This is a genomic window from Streptomyces mutabilis (genome assembly GCF_014649815.1).
Classification (GTDB): Bacteria; Actinomycetota; Actinomycetes; order Streptomycetales; family Streptomycetaceae; genus Streptomyces; species Streptomyces mutabilis.
Genome location: NZ_BMTT01000004.1, coordinates 203,930 through 225,026, shown reverse-complemented (window position 1 = coordinate 225,026; position 21,097 = coordinate 203,930). Strand labels below are relative to the sequence as shown.

The following is a 21,097-nucleotide window of genomic DNA, read 5'->3' as shown; positions in this document are numbered from 1 at the left end:
CGCCGCGGCGCTGCCGTTCTACGCCGCGGGGTTGCCGTTCGAGTTCAGCAGGGACTCGGACAGCTCCGCCGCCACCTGCTGGAGCAGCGGCACCATTCGGTCGGTCGCGGCCTCGGTGACCCGGCCGGCCGGGCCGGAGATCGAGATCGCCGCCGCGGTCGGGGAGTTGGGCACGGAGACGGCCAGGCAGCGCACGCCGATCTCCTGCTCGTTGTCGTCGATCGCGTAGCCCTGGCGCCGCACCTCCTCCAGCGCCGCGATGAAGCCGTCCGGCGTGGTGATCGTCTTCTCGGTCGCGGCCGGCATCCCGGTCCTGCCGAGCAGGGCCCGCACCTCCTCCGCGGGGAAGTCCGCGAGGAGCGCCTTGCCGACGCCGGTGGAGTGCGGCAGGACCCGCCGCCCCACCTCGGTGAACATGCGCATCGAGTGCTTGGACGGCACCTGGGCGACGTACACGATCTCGTCACCGTCGAGCAGCGCCATGTTCGCCGTCTCGCCGGTCTCCTCGACCAGGCGGGCCAGGTGCGGGCGGGCCCAGGTTCCCAGCAGCCGGGAGGCGGACTCGCCGAGCCGGATCAGGCGCGGACCGAGCGCGTACCGGCGGTTGGGCTGCTGGCGGACGTAACCGCAGGCCACGAGGGTGCGCATCAGGCGGTGGATGGTCGGCAGCGGCAGTCCGCTGCTCGCGGAGAGCTCGCTGAGGCCGACCTCGCCGCCCGCGTCCGCCATCCGTTCGAGCAGGTCGAAGGCGCGTTCCAGGGACTGGACGCCACCTGTGGCGGACCTGGCGGAGTCGGTGGTGCTGGCGCTGGACGTCGGCACGGCACGTTCCTTTCGGGGCTGGCGGGAGGAAAGAAGCGTACCCGGCGGCCGGTTGACTACCGGCTTGTACGTAGCTACGTTCTGCTTGCTGGAATTCTAATTCCGCTTTGTGGAAACGTCCAGGGCTGAGCCGTGGGCATGCCCGCACAAAGGGTGCCTCTTGACGGCACGGAAGCGGGGATGAAGACTCCTTCGACGGAGGACTTCAACAGAACGTTGAAAAGCATGGCGGCAGAAAGAGGGGTTCGGGTGTCCGGAGCTGAACTGGTGCTGCGCTCGACGCGCGTCATCACCCCCGAGGGGACACGCGCCGCGTCGATCGCGGTGACGGGGGAGACGATCACGGCGGTCCTGCCGCACGACGCCCCCGTCCCGGCCGGCGCCCGGCTGGAGGACGTCGGGGACCACGTCGTGCTGCCCGGCCTGGTCGACACCCACGTGCACGTGAACGATCCCGGCCGCACCGAGTGGGAGGGCTTCTGGACCGCCACCCGCGCCGCGGCGGCCGGCGGCGTCACGACCCTCGTCGACATGCCGCTGAACTCGATCCCGCCGACCACCACGGTCGACAACCTGCGCACCAAGCGCGAGGTCGCCGCCGACAAGGCGCACATCGACGTCGGCTTCTGGGGCGGCGCGCTGCCCGACAACGCCAAGGACCTGCGCCCGCTGCACGAGGCAGGCGTCTTCGGCTTCAAGGCTTTCCTGTCGCCGTCGGGTGTGGACGAGTTCCCGCACCTCGACCACGAGCAGCTGGCCCGCTCCCTCGCGGAGATCGCCGCCTTCGACGGCCTGCTGATCGTGCACGCCGAGGACCCGCACCACCTGGCCGCGGCCCCGCAGCAGGGCGGCCCGAAGTACGCGCACTTCCTCGCCAGCCGACCGCGCGACGCCGAGGACACCGCGATCGCGGCCCTCCTCGCCCAGGCCAAGCGGTTCAACGCCCGCGTGCACGTCCTGCACCTCTCCTCCAGCGACGCGCTGCCGCTGATAGCCGAGGCCCGCGCGGACGGCGTACGGGTGACAGTCGAGACCTGTCCGCACTACCTGACCCTCACCGCTGAGGAAGTGCCGGACGGAGCCAGCGAGTTCAAGTGCTGCCCGCCCATCCGCGAGGCCGCCAACCAGGACCTGCTGTGGCAGGCGCTGGTGGACGGCACCATCGACTGCGTCGTCACCGACCACTCGCCGTCCACCGCCGATCTGAAGACCGACGACTTCGCCACCGCCTGGGGCGGCATCGCCGGCCTCCAGCTCAGCCTGCCGGCGATGTGGACCAAGGCACGCGAGCGGGGCCTCGGCCTGGAGGACATCGTGCGCTGGATGTCCGCGAACACGGCCCGCCAGGTCGGCCTCGACGGGCACAAGGGCGCCATCGCGGCCGGCCACGACGCCGACTTCGCCGTCCTCGCCCCCGACGAGACCTTCACCGTCGACCCGGCCGCCCTCCAGCACCGCAACCGCGTCACCGCGTACGCGGGCAAGACCCTGTACGGCGTCGTGAAGTCCACCTGGCTGCGCGGGACGCGCATCGTGGCGGACGGCGCGTTCACCGACCCGAAGGGACAGCTCCTCACCCGGACCCCCTGACACACGTCCGGACCTGCCCCAACTCATACATCGAACGAACCCGAGAGGAACACCTGATCACCGTGACGGCCCAGCAGAACACCTCGTTGGCCAGCTTCACCGGAGACGCGAACCCCTACGGAGGCGGCGACCCGTACGCGGACTACCGCACCGCCGACCTCCCCTTCACCCAGTACGCCAATCTTGCCGACCGGCAACTCGGCGCGGGTGTCGTCGCCGCCAACGACGAGTTCTTCGCCCAGCGCGAGAACCTGCTGGTGCCCGAGCGCGCCGAGTTCGACCCCGAGCACTTCGGGCACAAGGGCAAGGTCATGGACGGCTGGGAGACCCGCCGGCGCCGCGGCGTCTCGGCCGAGCACCCCTGGCCCACCGAAGACGACCACGACTGGGCGCTGATCCGCCTCGGCGCCCCCGGAGTGATCCGCGGCATCGTCGTCGACACCGCCCACTTCCGCGGCAACTACCCGCAGGCGGTATCCGTCGAGGGCACCTCGTTCGCCGGCTCCCCGTCCCCCGAGGAACTGCTCGCGGACGACGTGAAGTGGACGACCCTCGTCCCGCGCACCGCCGTCGGCGGCCACGCGGCCAACGGCTTCGCCGTCTCGGCCGAGCAGCGCTTCACCCACCTGCGTCTCAAGCAGCACCCGGACGGCGGCATAGCCCGCCTGCGCGTGTACGGCGAGGTCGTGCCCGACCCGGCGTGGCTCGCCGCCCTCGGCACCTTCGACGTGGTCGCCCTGGAGAACGGCGGCCAGGTCGAGGACGCCTCCAACCTGTTCTATTCGCCGGCCACCAACACCATCCAGCCGGGCCGCTCCCGCAAGATGGACGACGGCTGGGAGACCCGCCGCCGCCGCGACCAGGGCAACGACTGGATCAGCTACCGCCTGGTGGACCGCGTCCAGATCCGCGCGATCGAGATCGACACGGCCTACCTGAAGGGCAACTCGGCCGGCTGGGCCTCGGTCTCCGTGAAGGACGGTGAGTCCGGCGAGTGGCGCGAGGTCCTGCCGCGCACCCGGATGCAGCCCGACACCAACCACCGCTTCGTCCTGCCCGAGGCGGCTGTCGGCACCCACGCGCGCGTGGACATCTACCCCGACGGTGGCATCTCCCGCCTGCGCCTGTTCGGCTCGCTGACCGAGGACGGCGCGGCCCACATCGCCGCCCGTCACCAGGAGCTGGGCGGCTGACCTCTCCCGCGTGGGGCGCGCCGGCCCGGACGGCTCCGGCGCGCCCCACGCGCATCCGCACATCGTCGGCGGTGGAGCGGGTGACCGGCGTCCTCACCGCCGGCGTCAGGCGGCGTGCCCGCCGTCCACCGCGAATTCGGCCCCGGTGACGTACGCCGCCGACGCCAGGTGGGCGACGGTCGCCGCGACCTCCTCGGCCCTGCCGAAACGGCCCAGCGCGGTCAGCGCCGCCTGACCTTCGGCGTACGGGCCGTCGGCCGGGTTCATGTCGGTGTCGATCGGCCCGGGGTGAACGATGTTCGCGGTGATGCCACGCCCGCCCAGCTCCCGGGCCAGTGCCTTGGTGAGCCCCACCAGCGCCGCCTTGCTCATCGCGTACAGCGTGCCCCCGGGACCCGGCACCCGCAGGGCCATGCAGCTGCCTACGGTGATGATCCGTCCGCCCTCCGTCATACGGGCCGCCGCCGCTCGCGCGGTGAGGAAGACGCCGCGTACGTTGACGGCGAGCACCCGGTCCAGATTGGCGACCGAGATGCCCTCGACGGGGCCGAGCAGCCCGACGCCCGCGTTGTTGACCAGCACGTCGAGCCCGCCGAGGGCGTCGGCGGCGTGCTCCGCCACCCCGGCCGCCTCCTCCGCGTCGGCGGAGTCCGCCCGCAGGGCCACCGCGCGACGCCCCAGCGCCTCGACGGCCCGTACGACGTCCTCGGCCGCGTCCTTGCGGTTCACATAGGTCAGGGCCACGTCGGCGCCGTCGCGCGCCAGCCGGAGCCCGGTCGCCGCGCCGATGCCGCGACTGCCTCCGGTCACCAGGACCGCACGGCCGGTCAGGGGTGCCGGGAAGCGAACGAGCGAGTCCGTGTTCGTGTTCGTGTTCATGGGTCCATCCCAGCGGCCCGGCCCGGCCCACGCTGGCGGCGAACGGACACGGACCCGCCCCGGTGGTGAACGCGCCGAAAACACATATGACGTCCCGGGAAACTCCACGACATTGTCATTGACATGCCACTGTCTACGCGCGTCATCATGAGGTCATGCGATTCCCCCCACGCGTCGCTCGGTTCGGCGCAGCAGCCGCAGTCCTGTCCGCCCTCCTCGTGGGCGGCTCCGTCTCCGCGACCCCGGCCGGCGCGGCCCCCGCCGCGGTCGGCCACATCTGCTACGGCGACCTGCCGTCCCAGGCCCACGACACGCTCGACCTGATCGAGCAGGGCGGCCCCTATCCGTTCGAGCAGGACGGCACCGTCTTCCAGAACCGGGAAGGCATCCTCCCCAGCCGGTCCACCGGCTACTACCACGAGTACACGGTGATCACCCCGGGCTCCGACACCCGGGGCGCCCGCCGCATCGTCACCGGTGAGGACTATCAGGAGGACTACTACACGGCCGACCACTACGCGTCGTTCGACCTCGTCGACCGCGGCTGCTGACGGCGGCGGCCACCGGTCCGGGGACCGGACTCACCCGGACTTGCGGCTCTCGGCGGCGGCGAACAGCGCGCCGCCGAGAGCGAGCAGCGCGACGCTCGCGTAGACCTCGTGACCCTCGAGGAAACCGATCCGCCGCACCACGCCCGTGTCCCAGTCGGTGAACTCGTGCACGAGGCTCATCGCGCCCTGAAGAACGGCGATCAGGCCCAGGAACTCCAGCAGTTGTTTCATGCCCCCGACCCTCGCCCCGCGGTCCCCCCACACGCATCGGCCGCGGGGCGAGCCGTGCCCGACGGAAGGCGCCGTTGTCCGTGCCCCGGCGCGACCTAAGTCGCCGGGTCTGCGACTTCGGTCGGTGATCCCGTTCTCCCGGCAGTGCCGGTCCCCACCGCTGCGTAAATTGTCGACCGTGAACAGTGACGAGCGGGACACGACGTCTCCCGCGTTCGCCAAGGGGCGCTGGGTGCTGCCGGCGGCGCTGGTCGAGGACCTGTACCCCGAACCGCGGGGACCCGGCCGGCGGACCCGGCGCACCGCGCGCGACTGGTTCGTCGACTTCGCCTGCTTCCTGCTGGCCGTCACCGTCGGGCTGCTCGCCGCCGACGTGTTGGACGAGGAGCCGGGTCTCTCCCCGGCCATGGCCGTCGCCGATCAGGTGATCGGCGCCCTGGCCTGCGCCGCCGTCTGGCTCCGGCGGCGGTGGCCGGTCGGGCTGGCCGTGGCCATGGTGCCCGTCTCGCTGGTCTCGGCCACCGCGGGCGGCGCCGTCCTCGCCTCCATGTTCACGCTCGCCGTGCACCGGCCCTTCCGGTACGTGGCCTGGATCGGCGGCGCGAGCCTCGCCGTGGCGCCCCTGTTCTACTGGATGCGCCCGGAACCGGGCCTGCCCTTCCTGGCGTCCCTCCTCATCGCCCTCCTGCTCGCCGTGACGGTCATCGGCTGGGGACTGCTCGTCCGTTCCAAGCGCCAGCTCCTGCTCAGCCTGCGCGACCGCGCACGGCACGCCGAGGCGGAGGCGCGGCTCCGGGCCGAACAGGCGCAGCGGCTCGCCCGCGAGGCCATCGCCCGCGAGATGCACGACGTCCTCGCGCACCGGCTGACGCTGCTCAGCGTGCACGCCGGCGCCCTGGAGTTCCGGCCCGACGCGTCCCGTGAAGAGGTGGCGCGGGCGGCCGGCGTCATCCGGGAGAGCGCGCACGAAGCCCTCCAGGACCTGCGGGAGATCATCGGTGTGCTCCGCGCGGGGGAGTCCGACGACGCGGGCCGCCCCCAGCCGACGCTCGCCGCGCTCGACGCGCTGGTCGCCGAGTCACGCGAGGCCGGGATGAAGGTCGTCCTCGTGGGCCGCGTCACCGAACCCGCCGCCGTACCCGCCTCCGTCGGACGCACCGCCTACCGCATCGCCCAGGAGGCTTTGACGAACGCGCGCAAGCACGCCCCCGGCACCGCGGTCAGCGTCTCCGCGTCCGGAGCCCCGGGGCACGGACTCGTACTGACCGTGCGCAACGCACCGCCCGAGGGAGAGGTGCCCCACGTGCCCGGCTCCGGGCAGGGCCTGATCGGGCTGACCGAGCGCGCCACGCTCGCCGGCGGCACCCTGGACCACGGCCCCACACCGGAGGGCGGCTTCGAGGTACGGGCACGGCTGCCGTGGGCATGAGACGGGCACCGGCGACCGGACGGCCGCCGTCACGGGAACCAAGTCGGCCGCCTGCGACCGTGATGCGTTCACCGGCATTGTGATTTCGTGAGGGCCATGACTGCGATCAGACTGCTCCTGGTGGACGACGACCCGCTGGTGCGGGCCGGGTTGTCCTTCATGCTGGGCGGGGCCGACGACGTGGAGATCGTCGGCGAGGCCGCCGACGGGAACGAGGTCGCGGAACTCGTCGACCGCACCCGTCCGGACGTCGTCCTCATGGACATCCGCATGCCGGGAGTGGACGGCCTGACGGCCACCGAGCGGTTGCGGGGCCGCCCGGACGCCCCGCAGGTCGTCGTCCTCACCACCTTCCACGCCGACGAGCAGGTGCTGCGGGCTCTGCGCGCCGGCGCCGCCGGCTTCGTCCTGAAGGACACCCCGCCCGCGGAGATCCTCGACGCGGTGCGCAAGGTCGCGGCCGGCGACCCGGTCCTGTCGCCCGCCGTGACCCGGCGGTTGATGGAGCAGGCTGCCGACGGCGCCGCCGACAGCAGGCGTACGCGCGCGCGTGCGCGCGTCGGCACCCTCAACGACCGCGAACGCGAGGTCGCCGTCGCGGTCGGCCGGGGCCTGGCCAACGCCGCCATCGCCGCGGAACTCTTCATGAGCGTGGCCACCGTCAAGACCCACGTATCCCGCATCCTCGCCAAACTCGACCTCGGCAACCGGGTCCAGATCGCGCTGCTCACGTACGACGCGGGGCTTCTGGACGACTTCGAGGAGAGCGGGCACTGACCGACGGGCGCGCACGTTGGGGGAGCAAGGGCACGCGGTGTGCCGCACGGCCCCGCGTCGGAGCGGGCCGTGTGGACGGCCCGCGGGGAGCGAGCGAGGGGGCCATCGTGACGGAAGTGATCGACTTGGGGGAGTTCGGCGACGACTTCCGCAGGGACCCGCACCCGGTCTACGCCCGACTGCGCGCGCGGGGCCCCGTCCACCGGATCCGCCCGCCGTCCCCCGATGCGCGGTACGAGGCGTGGCTCGTCGTCGGCCACGCGGAGGCTCGTGCGGCCCTGGCCGACCCGCGTCTGGCCAAGGACCCGAGCGGGGTCGGCGCGACCTCCCTCGACGAGGAGCTGATCGGCAAACACCTGCTGGTCACCGACCCGCCCCGGCACACCCGGCTGCGCTCCCTCGTCACCCGCGCCTTCACCGCGCGCCGCGTGGAGGAGATGCGGCCGCGCATCCAGCGGATCACCGACGACCTGCTGGACGCCATGCTGCCGCCCGGCCGCGGCGACCTCGTGGAATCCCTCGCCTATCCACTGCCGCTCACCGTGATCTGCGAACTGCTCGGCGTGCCCGAGATGGACCGCACGGAGTTCCGGCAGATGTCGACCGAGGCGGTCGCGCCGACCAGTGCGGAGAGCGAGTACGACGCCTTCGTCAGGCTCGCCGGATACCTCACCGACCTCATCGAGGACAAGCGGTGCGCCGGGCCGAGCGGCGACCTGCTGAGCGATTTGATCCGCACCACCGCCGAGGACGGCGACCGGCTCTCCGCCGAGGAACTGCGGGGCATGGCCTTCGTGTTGCTGATCGCCGGCCACGAGACCACGGTCAACCTCATCACCACCGGCGTCCACGCCCTGCTCACCCACCCCGGGCAACTCGCGTCCCTGCGCGCCGACATGAGCCTGGTCGACGACGCGGTGGAGGAGGCGCTGCGCTGGGAGGGCCCGGTGGAGAACGCGACGTTCCGGTACGCCGCGGAGCCCCTGGACATCGGCGGCACCCCCATCGCCCGGGGCGACACGGTGATGGTCGGCCTCACCGCGGCCGACCGCGACTCCCACCGCTTCCCCGACCCGGACCGCTTCGACATCCGCCGCGACACACGCGGTCACCTGGCCTTCGGCCACGGCGTTCACTACTGCCTGGGCGCCCCGCTGGCCCGCCTGGAGGCCCGTACGGCGATACGCACCCTGCTGGAACGCGCACCCGGCCTCGCCCTCGACGGCCCGCCCGGCGACTGGCTGCCGGGCAGGCTGATGCGGGGAGTGCGGAGCCTTCCGGTGCGCTGGTAGGCGGGCGCCGACCACGAACTGCCCGGCGTCGGCTCCGGGGCACCGTTCATCCGACCACGAAGGACGCGGTCGCCTCGACCTCCGTCGGCCGCACCGGTCTGCGCTCCCGCCGGGAGACGTCGCAGGCCTCAGCGATCAGCAGCGCCCGCAGCGCCTCGCGCCCGTCGCACGGGTTGGCCCGCTCCCCGCGCACCACCTCCACGAAGGCCGCCAGCTCCGCCTCGTAGGCGGGTCCGAACCGCTCCACGAAACCCGTCCACGGCTTGTCCGCGGCCGGCGGCCCGGTCGGCTCCGTCGAGGCGATCGGCGTACGGTCGTCCAGTCCGACGACGATCTGGTCCAGTTCACCGGCCAGCTCCATGCGTACGTCGTACCCCGCGCCGTTCAGCCGCGTCGCGGTCACCGTGGCGAGCGTGCCGTCGTCCAGGGTGAGCAGCGCCGCGCCGGTGTCCACGTCGTCCGCAGCCCGGAACATCGGCGGCCCGGCGTCGGACCCGCCGGCGTACACGTCGACCACCTCCCGTCCGGTCACCCAGCGCAGCACGTCGAAGTCGTGGATGAGCGTGTCCCGGTAGAGCCCGCCGGACTGCGGCAGGTACTCGGCCGGCGGCGGCGCCTGGTCGCTGGTCACCGCCCGGACGGTGTGCAGCCGGCCGAGCCGCCCCGACCGCACCGCCTCGCGCGCGCCCGTGTAGCCGGCGTCGAAGCGCCGCTGGAAGCCCATCTGCAGGACCGTTCCGGCGGCCTCCACCTCGGCGATCGCCTGCAGCGTGCCCGGCACGTCCAGCGCGATGGGCTTCTCGCAGAACACCGGCAGTCCCGAGCGCGCGGCACGGCCGATCAGCTCGGCGTGGGCCGGCGTCGCCGTGGTGATCACGACGGCGTCGACGCCCCACCGGAAGATCTCGTCCACCCCGGGCGCCGCCGTCTCGCCGAGCCGGTGGGCCAGATCCTGCGCCCGCGCCAGGTCGGCGTCGGTGAGGATCAGGGAGCCGACGTCCCGGTGGCGGCTGAGCGTGTTGGCGTGAACGGTGCCGATGCGGCCCGTACCGATGACCCCGATGCGCATGGATTCAAAGTGGGCTCACAGCCCGGGCCCTGTCAATGCGTATGTCCGGACAATCGAACTACACGACTTCCCGTCAACAGCGCACGGAGCTACGCTCGGGCCCGTGCCCAGACCAGAAGTGGACCCGACCGTGTCGCTGGACCTCAGCGTGGATCGCAGCAGCCCCGTGCCGCTGTACTTCCAGCTGTCGCAGCAGCTGGAGGCGGCGATCGAGCACGGCGAGCTGACCCCGGGCAGCCTGCTGGGCAACGAGATCGAGCTCGCCGCGCGGCTCGGCCTCTCCCGCCCCACCGTCCGCCAGGCCATCCAGTCGCTCGTCGACAAGGGCCTGCTGGTGCGCCGCCGGGGTGTCGGCACCCAGGTCGTGCACAGCAAGGTCAAACGCCCGCTGGAGCTGAGCAGCCTCTACGACGACCTGGAGGCGGCTGGGCAGCGCCCGGCCACGAAAGTCCTGGTCAACACCGTGGTCCCCGCGACCGCCGAGGTCGCCGCCGCGCTCGGCGTCGCCGAGGGGAGCGACGTGCATAGGGTGGAGCGGCTCAGGCTGGCGCACGGGGAGCCGATGGCGTACCTGTGCAACCATCTGCCGCCCGGTCTCGTCGACCTGGACACCGGGCAGCTGGAGGCCACGGGCCTGTACCGGCTGATGCGGGCCGCCGGCATCACCCTGCACAGCGCCCGCCAGTCCGTCGGCGCCCGCGCCGCGACCGCCGGGGAGGCGGAGCGGCTCGGCGAGGACGAGGGCGCGCCCCTGCTCACCATGGAGCGCACGACGTTCGACGACACGGGACGCGCGGTCGAGTTCGGCACCCACACCTACCGGCCGTCCCGCTACTCCTTCGAGTTCCAGCTGCTCGTACGGTCCTGAGCTGCTGCTCGTGCGCTCGTGACCTGCCGCTCGGCGCGAGCTGACCTGCCGCCCGGGTACGGCCCGAAGAGCGCCGTCCCGCCGTCCGGAGGCACCTCGCGGTTCGCCGTGCGAGTTCGTCGCAATGTCCGGACAATGTGACCGACGTCTGCTCCCCGGCGCCGGTGGATCGTTTGCCATGTCGGACAATGGGGCGTTTGTGGTTTCCGGAACCCGGTCGCGGTTCCCGCGGAACCCGACACGCACAGCACGGCACAGCAAGAAGGGCACGGCCTCGTGGCACGGTTTCGGACATGGGTGGGCATCGCGCTGGCAGGGGCACTGTCGCTGTCCCTGGCCGGCTGCAGCAGCACGGGCGGCAAGCGCGCCGAGGACGCCCGCAAGGCCGCGTCGGCCCAGGGGAAGGCCGCGGTGAACACGCCGCGCTGGACCTTCGCGATGATCACGCACTCGGGTGACGGCGACACCTTCTGGGACATCGTCCAGAGCGGCGCCGAGCAGGCCGCGGTGAAGGACAACGTCAACTTCCTGTACTCCCACGACGACGAGGCGCAACAGCAGGCGCAGCTCGTGAACGCGGCCATCGACAAGAAGGTCGACGGGATCATCGTCACGCTCGCCAAGCCCACCGCGATGAAGTCCGCCCTGGACCGCGCGCGTAAGGCGGGCATCCCGGTGATCACCGTGAACTCCGGCTCCGCGGAGTCCAAGGACTTCGGCGCCCTCACCCATGTCGGCCAGGACGAGACCATCGCCGGCGAGGCGGTCGGCGAGGCGCTGAACGAACGCGGTCGCGAGAAGGCGATCTGCGTCCTGCACGAGCAGGGCAACGTCGGCCACGAGCAGCGCTGCGACGGCGTCGAGAAGACCTTCGACGGCGGGATCCAGCGGCTCTACGTCAACGGCACCAGCATGCCCGACGTGCAGTCCGCCATCGAGGCCAAACTGCAGACCGACGAGTCCGTCGACGCGGTCGTCACCCTCGGCGCGCCCTACGCCGACACCGCGGTGAAGGCCAAGCAGGGCGCGGGCAGCAAGGCCGAGATCGTCACCTTCGACCTCAACGCGAAGGTGGCCGCCGGACTGGAGGACGGCTCCCTCGGCTTCGCCGTCGACCAGCAGCCGTACCTCCAGGGCTACGAGGCTGTCGACCTGCTGTGGCTGTACAAGTACAACGCCGACGTCCTCGGCGGCGGCCGGCCGGTGCTCACCGGCCCGCAGATCATCACCAAGGACGACGCCGCCGAGCTGGCCGACTACACCAAGCGGGGCACCCGATGAGCGCCACGCAGGCAACGGACGCAGACGAAAGGATTCTGCAGACCTCTCCGCTGCGCAGACTCCTGGGCCGCCCCGAGCTGGGCTCCGTCGTCGGCGCGATCGCGGTCTTCCTCTTCTTCGCCTTCTTCGCCGACAGCTTCCTGCGCGCCACGAGCCTCAGCACGGTGCTCTACGCCGCCTCGACGATCGGCATCATGGCCGTCCCGGTGGCGCTCCTGATGATCGGCGGCGAGTTCGACCTGTCCGCCGGCGTCACGGTCACCTCGTCAGCCCTGGTTTCGTCGATGTCCAGCTACCAGATGACCGCCAACGTCTGGGTCGGCGTCGGCGTGTCCCTGCTGGTCACCGTGGCGATCGGCGCCTTCAACGGCTTCATGCTCACCCGCACCAAGCTGCCCAGCTTCATCATCACGCTGGGCACCTTCCTCATGCTGACCGGCGTGAACCTGGGTTTCACCAAGCTCATCGACGGCACCGTCTCCACCAAGACGATCGCCGACATGGAGGGCTTCGACTCCGCCCGCGAGGTCTTCGCCTCCACGATCACCGTCGGCGGCGTCGGCTTCAAGGTCACCATCCTGTGGTGGTTCGCCCTGGTCGCCGTCGCCAGCTGGATCCTGCTGCGCACCCGCGCCGGCAACTGGATCTTCGCCGTCGGCGGCAACAAGGACGCCGCCCGCGCGGTGGGAGTCCCGGTCGCCAAAACCAAGATCGGCCTCTACATGGGCGTCGGTCTCGGCGCCTGGATCTCGGGCCAGCACCTGCTCTTCTCGTACGACGTCGTCCAGTCCGGCGAGGGCGTCGGCAACGAGCTGATCTACATCATCGCGGCCGTCATCGGCGGCTGTCTGATCACCGGCGGCTACGGCAGCGCGGTCGGATCGGCGGTCGGCGCGTTCATCTTCGGCATGACCAGCAAGGGCATCGTCTTCGCCGAGTGGAACCCCGACTGGTTCAAGTTCTTCCTCGGAGCGATGCTGCTCCTCGCGACCCTGCTCAACGCCTGGGTCCGCAAGCGCGCGGAGGCCACCAAGTGACCGGGACGGAAGCACGCACGGCGCTCGTCGAGCTGTCCGGCGTCAGCAAGAACTACGGCAACGTCCGTGCCCTCGAAGGCGTGTCCCTTCAGGTTCACGCGGGCGAGATCACCTGCGTGCTGGGCGACAACGGCGCCGGCAAGTCGACCCTCATCAAGATCATCGCAGGGCTGCACCAGCACGACGGCGGCACTCTGAGCCTCGACGGGGAGGAGACCCGCCTCTCCTCCCCGCGCGAGGCCCTGGACCGCGGCATCGCCACCGTCTACCAGGACCTGGCCGTCGTCCCCCTCATGCCGGTCTGGCGCAACTTCTTCCTGGGCTCCGAGCCGCGCAAGGGCATCGCGCCCTTCAAGCGCATGGACGTCGACCACATGCGCAGCACCACCCACGCGGAACTCCTGCGCATGGGCATCGACCTGCGCGACGTCGACCAGCCCATCGGCACCCTCTCCGGCGGCGAGCGCCAGTGCGTGGCGATCGCCCGCGCGGTGCACTTCGGCGCGAAGGTCCTGGTACTCGACGAGCCGACGGCGGCGCTGGGCGTGAAGCAGTCGGGCGTGGTCCTGAAGTACGTGGCAGCGGCACGCGACCAGGGCCTGGGCGTTGTTCTCATCACCCACAACCCGCACCACGCGTACATGGTGGGGGACAGGTTCGTGCTGCTGAAGCGAGGCACGATGGTGGGCAACCACGAGCGCGAGGACATCACCCTGGACGAGCTGACGACGCAGATGGCCGGTGGGAACGAGCTGGACGACCTGCGCCATGAGCTGCAACGGACCCAGGAACCCGGGACCGTGTCACGTGGGGCTCCGCCGCGCGGGCGCGAGTGACCACGCCGCACCCGCACCCGCACCCGGCGATGAACCGAGCCCCCCGCCCCCTGCCGCATTCGGCACCCGGCACGGCCGTGCGGCACAATCGCACCCGATGAGCACCTACCGCGACTTCACCGCCCCCATCGGCTCCCGCCGCGCCCCGGTCCTGCGCACCGTGGGCACCAGGGAACGCCGCTCGCACCTGACGGCGCCCCGCGTGCCCACGGTCGGCATCGACATCGGCGGCACGAAGGTCATGGCGGGCGTCGTGGACGCCGACGGCAACATCCTGGAGAAGCTCCGCACGGAGACCCCGGACAAGTCCAAGAGCCCCAAGGTCGTCGAGGACACCATCGTCGAACTGGTCCTGGACCTGTCCGACCGGCACGACGTGCACGCCGTCGGCATCGGCGCGGCCGGCTGGGTCGACGCCGACCGCAACCGCGTCCTGTTCGCCCCCCACCTGTCCTGGCGCAACGAACCGCTGCGCGACCGCATCGCCGGCCGCCTCGCCGTTCCCGTCCTGGTGGACAACGACGCCAACACCGCCGCCTGGGCCGAGTGGCGCTTCGGCGCCGGACGCGGCGAGGACCACCTCGTCATGATCACTCTCGGCACCGGAATCGGCGGCGCGATCCTCGAGGACGGCCAGGTCAAGCGGGGCAAGTACGGGGTCGCCGGCGAGTTCGGCCACATGCAGGTCGTCCCCGGCGGCCACCGCTGCCCGTGCGGCAACCGCGGCTGCTGGGAGCAGTACAGCTCCGGCAACGCCCTGGTCAGGGAGGCCCGCGAGCTGGCCGCCGCCGACTCGCCGGTGGCGTACGGGATCATCGAGCACGTCAAGGGCAGCATCGGCGACATCACCGGCCCGATGATCACCGAGCTGGCCCGCGACGGCGACGCCATGTGCATCGAGCTGCTCCAGGACATCGGCCAGTGGCTCGGGGTCGGCATCGCGAACCTCGCCGCGGCCCTCGACCCGTCCTGCTTCGTGATCGGCGGCGGGGTCAGCGCCGCCGACGACCTGCTGATCGGACCCGCCCGCGACGCCTTCAAGCGCCAGCTCACCGGCCGCGGCTACCGCCCCGAGGCCCGCATCGTCCGCGCCCAGCTCGGACCCGAGGCCGGCATGGTGGGCGCCGCCGACCTGGCCCGCCTGGTCGCCCGCCGGTTCCGCCGCGCCAAACGGCGCCGGGTTGAGCGGTACGAGCGCTACGAGCGGTACGCGGAGGCCCGCCGCACGGCCCGGGAGTCGCTGTGACGGAATCGCTGCCCCACCAGGCCGGGCCTCCGGACGAACCCCGGCCCCCGGCGGAGGACCGCCGGCACATGATCCGCCGCAGGTCGCTCACCCTGCTCATCATCGTGCTGCTCATCGGCATCCCGGCCGGCTACCTCGTGATCTCCGCCAACCAGAGCCGCGACAGCGGCAGGAAGAAGGAGGCGAAGTACGCGGCGACCGGCATGACCCGGGGCTGGCCGTCCAAGCTCCAGCGCCGCATCTACGAGGTACCCGTCCCGCTCCCGGCGAACAAGATGGCGTACTACGAGACCAACAACTGGAAGACCAGCCGTCTCTACGTCCAGTTCGAGACGAGCGAAGCCGGTCTCGACGCCTTCCTGGCGGGACTCGGCGTCGACCGGGACGCGCTGAGGAAGGACAAGATCGCCATCAGCGACCGTGCCCAGCGCGTCACCGGCTGGGACTTCGGCCGATCCGGCCCCTGGTGGGGCCTGGTCAACGAGCAGCGGAACCCGGCGCCCACCCAGGACATCATGGTGAACATGAAGAATCCGGAGTATCCGATGGTCTACGTCGTCTCCCGAACGGTGCCCTGACCGACATCCGCGCGTCCGGGCCCCGGCAGGCCGCCGGAGCCGATTGTCAGACCCCGCCCGTAGAGTCGAAGACATCTGATCCGGCGGGCGGGCGGGAGGTGACAGGACGTATGAGCGACGTGGCCGTGGCGGGCACGCCGGAGACCGGGCACGCCGAGGCGCGCGGGCGGACCTGGCCGCCCGAGGACGTCCTTTCGTTCGCCGCGGTCCGGCTCGCCGCCGTCTTCCTGCCCGCACCGCTCCCGCGCGACGGGCGGATCGTCTTCTGGGATTCCGGGGACGGGTCCGACATCGAGACCTTCGCGCAGTACGGGGCCGGGGACGGGCCCGCCGCCGACGCTGCCCTCCGGCACGGTGCGCCGCCGCCCGCCCGGGTCACGGAGCTCACCGTCGTGCGGCGGCACGGCGCCGGGGCGCGACGCAGGACGACGCCCGCGCTGTCGCTCCCACTCACCGAGGCCCTGCCCCTGCTGGTGCGGGCCCGGCACGACCCGGCCGCCCACCCGGCCACCGCCTGCTGGGGCGCCGCCGCCCTGCACGCCCTGCGGCTCACCGCGCGAGGCCGGTTGCTGCCCGGCCTGACGCCGACCGGGCACGACGCCTGGCGGGCCGGCCCGCTGGGCCCCGACGACATCGCGCATCTGCGGGCGGTGGCCGCCGCACTGCCCCCTGAAGGACACGCGGTCCCGCTGGACGGCCCCGGCCCGATCCGGCTGCCCGAGCCGGAAGCGCTGATCCGTGCCTTCCTGGACGCGGTCGCCGACACCCTGCCGCGCACCCCGGCGGCGCCCCACGCCTGCGGCCGGCCCTTCGCCGACCGCGGAGCCCACCGCCTGCCGGGCGCCCACGACTGGGCCGCCGAGGTCGCCGCCGGCATGGACGCGGGCGTGCGGATCTCCCTCCGACTCGACCTGTCGGCGTACGACCTCTTCGACGGGGACACCGAAGGCAACGGCGGCGCGCGCAGTGCCGGGGCGGCGGTCGTGCAGGTGCACAACCTCGCCGACCCCACCCTCGTGGCCGACGCCGCGGACCTGTGGTCGGGAGCGGCGGACGCGGCGTTCGGTCCCCGCGCGCGCGTGGACGCGGCCCTCGCGGTGCGGCGGGCCGCCCGGGTCTGGCCGCCGCTGGACCGGCTCACCGAACAGGACGTGCCCGACGTCCTCAGCCTGTCCGAGGAGGAGGTCACCGACCTGCTGGGCGTGGCGGCCGGCCGGCTCTCCGCCGCCGGGGTAGCCGTGCACTGGCCCCGCGACCTGGCCCAGGACCTCACCGCCACCGCGGTGGTCCGGCCGGCGCCCGGCTCGGCGACGGACGGCACCGGCTTCTTCGAGAGCGAGGACCTCCTCCAGTTCCGCTGGCAGCTGGCCATCGGCGGCGACCCGCTCACCGAGGCCGAGATGGACACGCTCGCGGAGGCCCACCGACCGGTCGTGAGGCTGCGCGACCGCTGGGTCCTGGTCGACCCGGCCCTCGTCCGCCGGGCCCGGGGGCGCGACCTCGGCCTGCTCGACCCGGTCGACGCGCTGTCCGTAGCCCTGACCGGCAGCGCGGAGGCCGACGGCGAGACGGTCGAGGTCGTACCGGTCGGCGCGCTGGCCGCCCTCCGCGACCGGCTCACGGCCGGGGTACGTCCCGCGGAGCCGCCGCCCGGGCTGCACGCCACCCTCCGCGACTACCAGCTGCGCGGCCTGGCCTGGCTGCACCTCATGACGTCCCTCGGCCTCGGCGGCTGCCTCGCCGACGACATGGGCCTCGGCAAGACGGTCACCGTCATCGCCCTGCACCTCAAGCGGGCCCACACCGCGCCGACGCTGGTGGTCTGCCCGGCCTCCCTGCTGGGCAACTGGCAGCGGGAGATCACCCGCTTCGCGCCCGGCGTGCCCGTCCGCCGCTTCCACGGCCCCGACCGCACCCTGGACGACGTGACCGGCGGTTTCGTCCTCACCACGTACGGCACCATGCGGTCCGCGGCGGCGACCCTGGCCGAGCGGCACTGGGGCATGGTCGTCGCTGACGAGGCGCAGCACGTCAAGAACCCGTACTCCGCGACGGCCAAGGCCCTGCGCACGATCCCGACCCCCGCCCGCGTGGCGCTGACCGGCACCCCGGTGGAGAACAACCTCTCCGAGCTGTGGGCGCTCCTCGACTGGACGACCCCCGGCCTCCTCGGCCCCCTGAAGTCCTTCCGAGCCCGGCACGCCCGCGCGGTGGAGAACGGCGAGGACGAGGAGGCGACGGAGCGCCTCGCCCGTCTGATCCGCCCCTTCCTGCTGCGCCGCAGGAAGTCCGACCCGGGCATCGTCCCGGAGCTGCCGCCGAAGACCGAGACGGACCATCCCGTCCCGCTCACCCGCGAACAGGCCGCACTGTACGAGGCGGTGGTGCGCGAGTCGATGGCCGCCATCGAAGCGGCCGAGGGCATGGGCCGCCGAGGTCTGGTGCTCAAACTCCTGACCTCGCTCAAACAGATCTGCGACCACCCCGCGCTGTTCCTGAAGGAGGAACACGCGCCGGGCACCTCCGACCACCACCGGCTGACCGCTCGCTCCGGCAAACTCGCCCTCCTGGACGAGCTGCTGGACACCGTGCTCGCGGAGGACGGCTCGGTTCTGGTCTTCACCCAGTACGTCGGCATGGCCCGCCTGATCACCTCCCACCTGCTCGCCCGCGCGGTCCCCGTCGACCTGCTGCACGGCGGTACGCCGGTTCCGGAGCGCGAGCGGATGGTGGACCGCTTCCAGAGCGGGGCGACGCCCGTTCTCGTGCTGTCCCTGAAGGCCGCCGGTACCGGTCTCAACCTCACCCGCGCGGCTCACGTCGTGCACTTCGACCGCTGGTGGAACCCGGCCGTCGAGGAGCAGGCCACCGACCGTGCCTACCGCATCGGCCAGACTCAGCCGGTCCAGGTACACCGCCTCATCACCGAGGGCACGGTCGAGGACCGCATCGCCGACATGCTCCGGTCTAAGCGGGCGCTGGCCGAGGCGGTCCTCGGCTCCGGCGAGTCGGCACTGACCGAGCTGACGATCCGTGAACTGTCCGACCTGGTGTCCCTGCGGAGGCCGTCATGACCCCCCGTCCCGCCGACGAGGTCCGCCGCGCACTGCGCGCGGTGCGTGAACGCGGTGAGGAAACCCAGGCCACGACCGCCGGAACGACCGCCGACACGGACGCGGCTGCCGCCCCCGACGCCGGCGAGGACGCGACGGCAGGGCAGCAGGACGGGGATTCCGATGTCCAGCCCCAGCCCCACGTCCAGAGCCGGGCCGTGGGAAGCGGGGAGCGCACCGGGCCGCGCCCCGGTGACGTCGCACGCGAGGCACTGCGCAACGCCCGCACCGCGGGCGGGGCCACGGAGCGACCGGACCCGGCCCTGGACAGCCTGTCGGACCCGCCCGGCAACCAGGGAACGGAAGCCGACCGGCCCGAAGCGGCGAATCGGCTCGCTCGGCCGTCCACCGCCGGTGCGGCGACCGCAACCACCCCGGCGGACCGTTCCGGCCACACGGCGGAAGGCCGGCCCGGGGACGCGGCACGCGAGGCGTTGCGGGCGGCTCGCCGACAGCCGAGGCCGGATCCGGCGGCCAAGGGGACGGTGACGTCACGGCGGCCGGCCCGTGCTCCGCAGCGGACCGGCGGTTCGCGCACCGCCGACGCCCGCGCTCGTGCCGTACGGCAATTCGCCGCGGGCGCCTTCCGGCTGCCTCCTGAGGCGGACACCGTGGAGGCGGACACCGCGGGGGAGGGCCCGTCGCGAGGGGAGACAGCGGCCCTCGGGAGGCCCCCGCTCACCGGGGAGCCCGCCGACGGGGCTGCGGAGGACCCAGCGAAGGTGCCGGCTCCCTCGGCCGCTCCGCCGACCCCACCCCCCTCGTCGTACGCCCCATCCCCACGACGGCGCCCGTCGGCACCGGCCCCGGAGCGCGCCCCCGCAGTGCCGGACGGCTCCGCGCACCGGCCCACGCGCCCGGCTCCGCACCGGGAGGCGCACGGAGAAGCCGCCGCCTCGCCGCCCTCCGAGCCGGCCGCGCAGCCCCGCGCGCCCCGTTCCATGGCGGCCCCGGACCGGGACGGCGAGCTGCGCCGCACCTTCCCCGCCCTGCCGTCCCGGTCGTCGGCGGAGGACGGCTTCGCCGCGACCTGGTGGGGCACTGCATGGGTGACCGCGTTGGAGGAGGGCGCCCTGGACGCCGCGCGGCTGGCCCGGGGGCGCGGGTACGCCGAGCGGGGGAAGGTCGACGCGATCACCGTGACGCCCGGCCTGCTCCTCGCCTATGTGCAGGGCAGCCGTTCCCGTCCGTACCGTGTCCAGGTGCGGCTGCGCACGCTCGACGACACCGACTGGGAGCGGTTCCTGAACGCCGCCGTCGAGCGACCCGGGCACATCGCGGCCCTGCTCGACAAGGAACTGCCGCACTCCCTGGCCGACTGCGGAGTGCCTCTCCTCCCGGGCCCGGGCGACCTCGCCCCGCGGTGCAGCTGCCCCGACTCCGGGCACCCCTGCAAGCACGCCGCGGCCCTCTGCTACCAGGCGGCACGTCTGCTCGACGCCGACCCCTTCGTCCTGCTCCTGCTGCGCGGCCGGGGCGAACGCACGCTGCTCGACACCCTGTCCCGGCGCAACGCGGCCCACGCCGCACGCGCCGCCCGGGACCGGGGGCCGACGCCGTTGCCCGGCGTCCGGGCCGCCGAAACCCTCGCGGCGCGCACGCTGCCGCAGCTCCCGGCGCCGCTGCCCCCGCCCCCACATCCCGAACAGCCCCCGGCCTACCCGGCGGCCCCGGGCGGCCCGGACCCCTTCGTGCTGGACCAGCTGGCCACCGACGCCGCGGCCCGCGCCCACGCCCTGCTCACCACGGGCCGCGACCCGGTCGGCGGGCTGACGCTGTGGCAGGACGCGGTCCGTCTCGCCGCGGCCCGCCCCGGCTCCGGCCTCACCGCCGGCACCCGGGCGCTGTACGCGTCCCTCGCCGAGGCCACCGGCCGGGACACGGCGGAGCTGGCCCGAGCCGTGGCCGCCTGGCGCCAGGGTGGACGCGACGGCCTGGACGTCCTGGAGCAGGCCTGGGACCCCCCGGCCGGCCGCTTCGACCGCGCCCGTCCGCTGCTGCTCGCCGCCGACCTCCCCGCCTTCCGCCCCTGGCGGAACCGCCTCACCCACCCCCAGGGCCACGTCCAGCTCCGGCTCGGCCGCACCGGGCTGTGGTACGCCTACGAGTCGGAGCCTGACCGCGACGACTGGTGGCCGCGCGGCACCCCAGACCTCGACCCGGTAGGCGCGCTGACCGGCTTGGGCGCGTCCGGCGACCTCTGACATGCTGCCCGTGGCTCGACCAGCGATGCGAGAGGTACCTCTTGAGCAGGTCGCCGGACGCGTTCGAGGCGCATGTCCCCCGAGCGACGGCGTCCTGGACC

The 21,097-nt window shown here is 72.9% G+C and carries 18 protein-coding genes; 14 read left to right on the top strand and 4 right to left on the bottom strand.

Features of this window, described 5'->3' with window-relative positions; genetic code table 11:
- Positions 1 to 18: 18 nt before the first annotated feature.
- Positions 19 to 822 (bottom strand): allantoin degradation transcriptional regulator AllR, encoded by an 804-nt coding sequence (gene allR / locus IE142_RS11795; RefSeq protein WP_191885680.1) that lies wholly within the window; start codon positions 820 to 822, stop codon positions 19 to 21.
- A 249-nt stretch (positions 823 to 1,071) separates the two neighbouring features.
- On the opposite strand from allR, the gene allB reads away from it, so the two are divergent.
- Together allB and alc are read left to right on the top strand one after the other, a co-directional pair.
- The gene (gene allB / locus IE142_RS11790) at positions 1,072 to 2,412 is read left to right on the top strand and encodes an allantoinase AllB (RefSeq protein WP_191885679.1); all 1,341 of its coding nucleotides are present in this window, start codon (positions 1,072 to 1,074) and stop codon (positions 2,410 to 2,412) included.
- 62 nt (positions 2,413 to 2,474) lie between these two features.
- Entirely contained in the window at positions 2,475 to 3,605 is a 1,131-nt protein-coding gene (gene alc / locus IE142_RS11785; RefSeq protein WP_191885678.1) for an allantoicase, read from the top strand.
- Between the two features lie 105 nt (positions 3,606 to 3,710).
- On the opposite strand, the gene IE142_RS11780 is transcribed toward alc, so the two are convergent.
- Positions 3,711 to 4,484, bottom strand: coding sequence for an SDR family oxidoreductase (locus tag IE142_RS11780; RefSeq protein ID WP_191885677.1), 774 nt, complete (start codon positions 4,482 to 4,484; stop codon positions 3,711 to 3,713).
- Between the two features lie 155 nt (positions 4,485 to 4,639).
- On the opposite strand from IE142_RS11780, the gene IE142_RS11775 reads away from it, so the two are divergent.
- Positions 4,640 to 5,035, top strand: coding sequence for a guanyl-specific ribonuclease (locus IE142_RS11775; protein ID WP_191885676.1), 396 nt, complete (start codon positions 4,640 to 4,642; stop codon positions 5,033 to 5,035).
- A 30-nt stretch (positions 5,036 to 5,065) separates the two neighbouring features.
- Here the strand turns inward: IE142_RS11775 and IE142_RS11770 are convergent, their stop codons facing one another.
- A complete protein-coding gene (locus IE142_RS11770; protein ID WP_043378219.1) occupies positions 5,066 to 5,266 on the bottom strand; it encodes a hypothetical protein in 201 nt (66 codons plus the stop codon).
- Positions 5,267 to 5,435: 169 nt separating this feature from the next.
- Between IE142_RS11770 and IE142_RS11765 the strand changes: the two genes are divergently transcribed.
- The 3 genes from IE142_RS11765 (at position 5,436) to IE142_RS11755 (ending at position 8,764) form a co-directional block, all read left to right on the top strand.
- Positions 5,436 to 6,695, top strand: a complete 1,260-nt coding sequence (locus IE142_RS11765) for a sensor histidine kinase (protein WP_191885675.1) — start codon at positions 5,436 to 5,438, stop codon at positions 6,693 to 6,695.
- 96 nt (positions 6,696 to 6,791) lie between these two features.
- A complete protein-coding gene (locus IE142_RS11760; RefSeq protein ID WP_191885674.1) occupies positions 6,792 to 7,472 on the top strand; it encodes a response regulator in 681 nt (226 codons plus the stop codon).
- 107 nt (positions 7,473 to 7,579) lie between these two features.
- Complete coding sequence (locus tag IE142_RS11755) at positions 7,580 to 8,764, top strand: cytochrome P450 family protein (protein WP_191885673.1); 1,185 nt, start codon at positions 7,580 to 7,582, stop codon at positions 8,762 to 8,764.
- 46 nt (positions 8,765 to 8,810) lie between these two features.
- Here IE142_RS11755 and IE142_RS11750 read toward each other — a convergent pair whose 3' ends face one another.
- On the bottom strand, positions 8,811 to 9,833 hold the full coding sequence (locus IE142_RS11750) for a Gfo/Idh/MocA family protein (RefSeq protein WP_191885672.1): 1,023 nt from the start codon (positions 9,831 to 9,833) through the stop codon (positions 8,811 to 8,813).
- A 130-nt stretch (positions 9,834 to 9,963) separates the two neighbouring features.
- Here IE142_RS11750 and IE142_RS11745 point away from each other — a divergent pair, with 130 nt between their 5' ends.
- The 8 genes from IE142_RS11745 (at position 9,964) to IE142_RS11710 (ending at position 20,996) form a co-directional block, all read left to right on the top strand.
- On the top strand, positions 9,964 to 10,701 hold the full coding sequence (locus IE142_RS11745) for a myo-inositol degradation transcriptional regulator (RefSeq protein ID WP_078949346.1): 738 nt from the start codon (positions 9,964 to 9,966) through the stop codon (positions 10,699 to 10,701).
- Between the two features lie 276 nt (positions 10,702 to 10,977).
- The gene (locus IE142_RS11740; RefSeq protein ID WP_191885671.1) at positions 10,978 to 11,982 is read left to right on the top strand and encodes a sugar ABC transporter substrate-binding protein; all 1,005 of its coding nucleotides are present in this window, start codon (positions 10,978 to 10,980) and stop codon (positions 11,980 to 11,982) included.
- Complete coding sequence (locus IE142_RS11735; protein WP_191885670.1) at positions 11,979 to 13,019, top strand: ABC transporter permease; 1,041 nt, start codon at positions 11,979 to 11,981, stop codon at positions 13,017 to 13,019. The genes IE142_RS11740 and IE142_RS11735 overlap by 4 nt, the downstream gene beginning before the upstream one ends.
- The gene (locus tag IE142_RS11730) at positions 13,016 to 13,855 is read left to right on the top strand and encodes an ATP-binding cassette domain-containing protein (protein ID WP_191885669.1); all 840 of its coding nucleotides are present in this window, start codon (positions 13,016 to 13,018) and stop codon (positions 13,853 to 13,855) included. Before IE142_RS11735 ends, IE142_RS11730 begins: the two co-directional genes overlap by 4 nt.
- A 97-nt stretch (positions 13,856 to 13,952) precedes the next feature.
- Entirely contained in the window at positions 13,953 to 15,101 is a 1,149-nt protein-coding gene (locus tag IE142_RS11725) for an ROK family glucokinase (protein ID WP_191885668.1), read from the top strand.
- Positions 15,098 to 15,679, top strand: a complete 582-nt coding sequence (locus tag IE142_RS11720) for a sugar kinase (protein ID WP_191885667.1) — start codon at positions 15,098 to 15,100, stop codon at positions 15,677 to 15,679. Before IE142_RS11725 ends, IE142_RS11720 begins: the two co-directional genes overlap by 4 nt.
- Positions 15,680 to 15,789: 110 nt before the next feature.
- On the top strand, positions 15,790 to 18,753 hold the full coding sequence (locus tag IE142_RS11715) for an SCO1167/SCO6262 family helicase (RefSeq protein ID WP_191885666.1): 2,964 nt from the start codon (positions 15,790 to 15,792) through the stop codon (positions 18,751 to 18,753).
- On the top strand, positions 18,750 to 20,996 hold the full coding sequence (locus IE142_RS11710; RefSeq protein ID WP_191885665.1) for an SWIM zinc finger family protein: 2,247 nt from the start codon (positions 18,750 to 18,752) through the stop codon (positions 20,994 to 20,996). The genes IE142_RS11715 and IE142_RS11710 overlap by 4 nt, the downstream gene beginning before the upstream one ends.
- The last annotated feature ends 101 nt before the right edge of the window (positions 20,997 to 21,097 follow it).

Excerpts from the sequence above, each read along its gene's own strand:
- IE142_RS11780 (WP_191885677.1), bottom strand. The coding sequence starts at position 4,484 with ATGAACACGAACACGAACACGGACTCGCTCGTTCGCTTCCCGGCACCC.
- IE142_RS11775 (WP_191885676.1), top strand. The coding sequence starts at position 4,640 with ATGCGATTCCCCCCACGCGTCGCTCGGTTCGGCGCAGCAGCCGCAGTC.
- IE142_RS11770 (WP_043378219.1), bottom strand. The coding sequence starts at position 5,266 with ATGAAACAACTGCTGGAGTTCCTGGGCCTGATCGCCGTTCTTCAGGGC.
- IE142_RS11760 (WP_191885674.1), top strand. The coding sequence starts at position 6,792 with ATGACTGCGATCAGACTGCTCCTGGTGGACGACGACCCGCTGGTGCGG.
- IE142_RS11750 (WP_191885672.1), bottom strand. The coding sequence starts at position 9,833 with ATGCGCATCGGGGTCATCGGTACGGGCCGCATCGGCACCGTTCACGCC.
- IE142_RS11735 (WP_191885670.1), top strand. The coding sequence starts at position 11,979 with ATGAGCGCCACGCAGGCAACGGACGCAGACGAAAGGATTCTGCAGACC.
- IE142_RS11725 (WP_191885668.1), top strand. The coding sequence starts at position 13,953 with ATGAGCACCTACCGCGACTTCACCGCCCCCATCGGCTCCCGCCGCGCC.
- IE142_RS11715 (WP_191885666.1), top strand. The coding sequence starts at position 15,790 with ATGAGCGACGTGGCCGTGGCGGGCACGCCGGAGACCGGGCACGCCGAG.
- IE142_RS11710 (WP_191885665.1), top strand. The coding sequence starts at position 18,750 with ATGACCCCCCGTCCCGCCGACGAGGTCCGCCGCGCACTGCGCGCGGTG.